Source organism: Vibrio sp., assembly GCF_984391705.1.
Genome location: NZ_CFHWOM010000091.1, coordinates 1 through 6,053, shown reverse-complemented (window position 1 = coordinate 6,053; position 6,053 = coordinate 1). Strand labels below are relative to the sequence as shown.

The 6,053-nt window shown below is 43.6% G+C and carries 4 protein-coding genes; 3 read left to right on the top strand and 1 reads right to left on the bottom strand.

Annotated elements, in window-relative coordinates:
* Positions 1–810, bottom strand: an 810-nt coding sequence (locus AC4MRV_RS20895) for a TapB family protein (RefSeq protein WP_491189224.1), incomplete at its 3' end; no start/stop codon positions are given.
* A 465-nt stretch (positions 811–1,275) separates the two neighbouring features.
* On the opposite strand from AC4MRV_RS20895, the gene AC4MRV_RS20890 reads away from it, so the two are divergent.
* From AC4MRV_RS20890 to AC4MRV_RS20880, 3 genes are all read left to right on the top strand, one after another.
* Positions 1,276–4,101 carry a TolB family protein gene (locus AC4MRV_RS20890; protein WP_491189223.1) on the top strand — a complete coding sequence of 942 codons (2,826 nt, stop codon included), beginning with the start codon at positions 1,276–1,278 and terminating at the stop codon, positions 4,099–4,101.
* 107 nt (positions 4,102–4,208) lie between these two features.
* Entirely contained in the window at positions 4,209–5,159 is a 951-nt protein-coding gene (locus AC4MRV_RS20885) for a glycosyl transferase family protein (RefSeq protein WP_491189222.1), read from the top strand.
* A 148-nt stretch (positions 5,160–5,307) separates the two neighbouring features.
* Positions 5,308–5,820, top strand: a complete 513-nt coding sequence (locus AC4MRV_RS20880) for a hypothetical protein (protein WP_491189221.1) — start codon at positions 5,308–5,310, stop codon at positions 5,818–5,820.
* Positions 5,821–6,053: the final 233 nt, after the last annotated feature.

The following is a 6,053-nucleotide window of genomic DNA, read 5'->3' as shown; positions in this document are numbered from 1 at the left end:
AGGTTCAGTAGGCTCAGTAGGTTCAGTCGGTTCAGAACCCCCGTTATCATCTGGGTCTACCGCAGCTCCAGTGAAATTAGTCAGCTCGAGAAGTTCCCCATTCTGTACACGGCGAACGATGCCGACGTTGTCAGCAAACCACAAATCGACAAACCAAGGAATTTCAAAGTAGTAACCATCAATAGTGGAGCTTATATAGAGCTCAAGAGTGACATGAGTAGCGTCGAATGTACCGAAAGGAACAGTGACACTTTCGGTTCCGTTAACTGTACTTGTCCCGTATACGTTGATTGGATTACTGCCGTATGTAGGTTGGATGTTAGCAGTGCCTGACGTCGATATGCTTTGTATCGAGCGCGGACTATTGTCTGGTAGGGTGTTACTGACCAATAACTGCATAGACTCGTCAAAGCGGAAGTCAATCTTGAAATCACCAACGCCAGACACGTGAGTGGAAGGAGAATAGAAACCAGCAAAAGAAATACTGTCTTCGGTAGCGATATAATACTCTTTACCACCAGTCGGATAGTTTAGGACTTGGGCTGTCTTCCCTCCTACTTGGGTGGTCGTCGCATACGTACTTTCACTGCTATTGCCGTAATACCACTTTGATTCACTCGACGTTGGCAGGTAGCTATTTGGTGAGCTAGGAGCAATGGTGTGAGTTTTGTTGTTATCACTACTTCCACCGCCACCTCCTCCGCCACAAGCAGATAGTGTCAACGCGCATGACAACACCAAGCTGTTGCGCAGCAATTTGTTAGAGGTTGAACCTCGTCGACTTTGCGTCGATCCATTAAGCCAGTTCAAACTAAATACTCCTAGTTCATTAAATCTCCGTAAGTCTATAATTTGCAAGGCGTCTATATGGGTTTTGTAGTAATCAAATTCGACTGAGTTAGCATATTGTAGATATATGGTTCTTGTTCATGTGATGTGTTTCTCAAATATTGTTGAGCTCGTAGGTAATGGAATTTTAACTCTACGATAACCAACTGTTTTAATGTGACAAATTGAAGTGGTGTATATTTGGTGTGTGGTCTAATTGATATTGCGCATATAACGACATGCAAGAATATAAAACTCAGATCATTTATCGAATTGAGGTAGTGACAAAAAAGCAGCAGACCCTTAATTTTGTAAGTGTTAGTTTTATTGGATAGAACCGGCTACTTCTTTGTAAACAAAGGCAAAACAGGCATTGAAATCTAAATGATACAGTGTACATTTGCCTGGAAGGTTATCGATTATTCCGATGAATGGAATCTCTACAAAATGAATAGAAACTTACTTGCTTTATCTATTGCCACATCATTGGCGCTTCCGCTTATTACTCCATATAGCCATGCCACGTCTGTAGCTTGGGACAAACAGGATGAAGCTTGGCAAACCCAAGAGAGTGAACACTTTTTGATCCATTTTCGCTCAGGGCACCAAGTTCAAGCTGGGCGTTCGCTAGATATCGCAGAACAAGTCCATAAAGAGCTGACGCCATTTTTTGGTTATCAACCTAAAGATAAAACGGAAATTGTGTTAGTAGACGAATTCGATTACTCGAACGGTTGGGCTACGGTAATCCCTTACCCTCAAATTAGACTCTATATGAGTCCACCTGACGAAGTTAACAGTTTAGAAAGTAATGATGAGTGGCTCCATTTGTTGATTCGTCATGAATATGTACACATATTGCACCTTGAAATGGGAGGTGGAGCTCCGGAGTTTCTTCGTAGTGTCTTTGGTCGTAATTTATTACTATATCCTCACACCCTGACGCCATCGATGATGCTTGAAGGCTTGGCGGTCTACTTGGAAACGAACCAAGAACTTGGCTATGGGCGCTTGCAAGGCTCGAGTTATCCAATGGAAATGAGGATGGAAGTTGCCTCTGGGAAACTAAAGGATCTCAACCAGGTTGTTGTTGCTAGCAAGCACTTTCCTCTTGGCTATCAATATCTTTATGGGGCTTATTTTGTTGACTACCTCGTTCAACGGTATGGTGAGGAGAAAGTGCAAAACTTTCTTACCGACTACAGTCGACGTCTACTCCCTTTCTTTTTGCTTAATCGAACCGCGAGAAATACTTTTGGAGAGTCTTTCGAAGAGATCTGGCCACAATTCCAGGACTATTTGACCGAACGCTTCACACTAGAAATTGAAGAGTTGGAAGAACAACGTGTTACAGGGAATGCTCTGAATCAAACTGTACCGTTTCTCCAAGTAACCACAACACAGGCAGATGGGCGTGTTCTGGTGAATCGTCGCAATGGTGAAGATAGAAATGAGATTGTATCGATGGGGTCTGATTCGAAACCCGAAAATGTTGCTCCGTCGAAAGGGATAGTCGCCATGGATGCTAATGGAGTGTCCGGTATCATCGCCTCGCGATTAGTTCACTATGCTGATGGGCGAGGCATTACTGACTTGTTTTGGTTAAACGATGGCGAATGGCAGAGATTAACCGAACGTGAGCGTTTTCGAGATGTACGTTGGCTTCCAGATGGTCAGAAGGCGATAGCCGGGCGCAAGAACGATGGTTTCAGTGAACTTTGGTTGGTGAGTCTTAGTGATGAAGAGCCCAATCAACTGGTTTGGCGTGGTGAAAAAAATGTTGTACTAGGTGGGTTTGATGTATCGCCTGATGGTACTCGTTTAATCGCAAGTGTGAAGAGAGCGCGAGACGGCTGGAACATAGAGCGCCTGGATTTAACGACAAAAGAATGGCAACGAATAACACACACTCGTTCGGTAGAGAACTCACCTGCATTTATTGATTCGGAGACGATTCTTTATAGCGCAGACTATAGCGGTGTATTTGATATTTATCGGCTAGATTTAAAAACAAATGAAGTGGCTCAGTTAACCCGAGAAGTGGGTGGAGCGTTTGCGCCTGATTGGTCGCGGGAGCTAGGTTTAGTTTATCAAAGTTACGATAGCCAAGGTTACACACTACGTACAATTACGAGTCCAAATGAATTAAACCGTTTTGAGCTGCAGGAACTAATTGGCAGCTACCAATATCCCGATCCTGCACCTAATCCAGCACAAAAAAGTGAAGTTTATGATTATTCGCCATGGAGCAGTTTAAGGCCACGAACTTGGGTGCCCGTTTATAGCTTAGATGAAAACCAATCGCTAGCAGGACTAGTGACAAATGGTTCTGACGCGTTAGGGCGTCATAACTATATGGTTCATTTAGCCTGGGATACAGAAAACGACCTAGGACAGTATCATTTTGGTTATTTATACGACAATCGATGGTTTGCTTCTATCAATAGAAGCCATGATTTTTCGACGTTTAAAGATGGCGGGATAGAATCGAAAAGAATTGAACAGAGTGATAATGCGCTTCTACAACGTAACCACATATTTAATGCGTTTGAAGATCAGTTTTCTTTAGCGGCGGGTTTGTTTTGGGAAAAAGAAAGTGAAGTCCAAGCACCAGATGTTGTTACGACGCCTTACGTTGAACGTGAAGAAACTTTGATTGGGTTGGCGGCAACGTTTGATAATAGAGAAAGTTATTTAAATGTAATGGGCGTAGGCTGGGGGCATTATCTGGATGTTACCGCAGAAACGAATGACTTGATCAGTAGCGATTACGAAGGCAACAAGTACCAAGCGCAATGGAGAGGAACATTTGACCTGCCCGGACGTTCAACGCTTTCACTACGATTAGCTGGTGGCTACAGTGATGAAGCAGCCAAGCGATTTCGTCTAGGGGGTAGTGATAAAAGTGATGAAAGTGCATTATTTGGCCGAGAAACTCAGGCTCTGAGAGGCTATGACGAAACGGTGCAAGCTGGTAACCATTATTTTACACAACGTTTAGAGTTTACCTCATGGCTCGCACGAGTAGAGCGTAACTGGGGGCTATATCCAATAGGTCTAGGCGATGTTTCGGCGACCGTATTTGCTGATTCAGGAAGTGCGTGGAGTAATAGTGGCAGTTATCAAGCTTTGACGGGAATCGGGGTTTCTAGCACATTTGAAATGAAGATGGGCTACAACCTAACTGTGCCTGTCACTATTGGATATGCCAACGGCTTAGACAAACGCCTAGGTAAAGATCAGTTCTTTTTCTCGGTTTCCGGTGATTTCTAAGCTGGCTATAGTGCAAGAATAAACGTAGGCTTTGAATATCTGGTATGAAGCAATCAAGCTACCGCAAATAGTGATAACAAGCGTAAAGATAATGCGCATGGAGTAATATGAGCACAATTTTGGAATGTATACGTACGGTTGGTCGAGGTGAGCGGGGACGAAAACCCCTTAACTTTGATCAAGCCTATAAAGTCATGGATGAGTACCTTGATGATCAGTTTGATGATGATCAGATGGCAATGCTTTTGATGTTAATCCGAGTACAAAACGAAACCAAGCAGGAGATTGCGGGTTTCGTTAAAGCATTTCAATCAAGAGTGCCTAGTCTAGGTGCTGATATCGATTGGCCATGCTACGCTGGAAAGCGTGCCAGTGCGGGTAAACCATGGCACTTAATTGCTGCAAAGATTCTTGCCAATGCGGGCTATAAAGTCCTAATGCATGGTTATCATGATAGGCCTGCTGGGCGTGAACATGTCGAAGACTACTTAGCTCAAATGGGTGTCGAGAAAGCCGAATCTCCTGAACATGCTAAGCAGTTGCTGGAGAGCAATTCAATTGCTTACCTGCCGTTGGAAGCTTTTGCACCTAAAGCTGCGTCGATGATTAGCTGGAAAAATCGTTATGGTTTACGTACACCTATCAACACTGTAGTGCGTGCTTTGAATCCCGGAGGTGCAAAGCTTGGACTTCGTGGCAGTTTCCACCCAGGTTTCCAGCAGTTACACGCAGAAGTTGAAGATGAGATAGGGCTTACCCGCCATGCGGTAGTTTCGTTTAAAGGTCAGTCTGGAGAATCCGAGTACAATCCAAAAGTGAGTCAAACTGTATGGGTTAGCGATACTAACGGCGTCGAATCCCATTATTGGACAGCGCAAATGCTAACGGATATACCACAGCCTGCAGTGTGCGTATTAGGAACAGAACTAGATGAATACAATATGATGGCCAATAGTATTGTTTCGACTATGACAGCCACATTATTTGCCGAAACTGGTAATAGAGACGATGCGTATGAGCAAGCATTTAAGCTCTGGGAAGCGTACTGTCGCAACTGATTGCCTGTTTGGCGACGGTTGCGTAAGCAAGTGAACAAGAAAGCACCACTTTTTAGTGGTGCTTTTTGCAATGTAAGCATTTGTAATTAGTAGTAGCCTTTCAATAAAACACTGTTCATAATTATTCCAACTTTTTTGGAGTTGTTATATGAATAGATTTTGGTTGGTCATTTTAATGAGCACTTTACTTGCGGGTTGCGTTCTATACCCAACAACACGCGACTACTATAAGCCGATTGCAAAGCAAGGCCAGTTGCCAGCCGCAAGTGCAAGTTGTGGATACCACAAAGCAAAACACGATGGGTTAGAGCAAGGCTATGCGAACCATAAAATCAGCGTTTATCCGACTCGTGATGCAGAAAACGCGATATCAGTTGTCACTGTATTAGAATCAAGCAGTGAGCAAAGTGAAATAAACGATACTCAAGTCATTACTGAAAGCGGTGCAATAATGGCTGGTGAGAGCAAGACTAGGCTGACATCCAAGTATCTCGATTCAGAAGGCATTTATCGTTCATGGTACGAAGTAACTTACCCACCATTGAAAGTTACGCCAGAGCATTTAACCATACTGATTAGCGACGAGTCAGGTAAAACACTAGAATTTGTTTTCGAACGTACAACCCAAGATGATATCTATTACTCGTCTATCAACTGTTAATAATGCCTGAAAGTGGTTGAAAACTGACGGTGTTAATCAAAATTCAATCGCTAGAGTCGGTTTTTTCAGCACTCAGACAAATTGAGCGAGTTTATTGGTTGACGTAGAAAATCAATCAGTTAAAGTACACCTCGTTCCAAGGGGAAGCCCAACGGAATGGTGGTGTACCATCGCTTAATGCGTTGCCCTGGTGGTGGAATTGGTAGACACAAGGGATTTAAAATCCCTCGGCG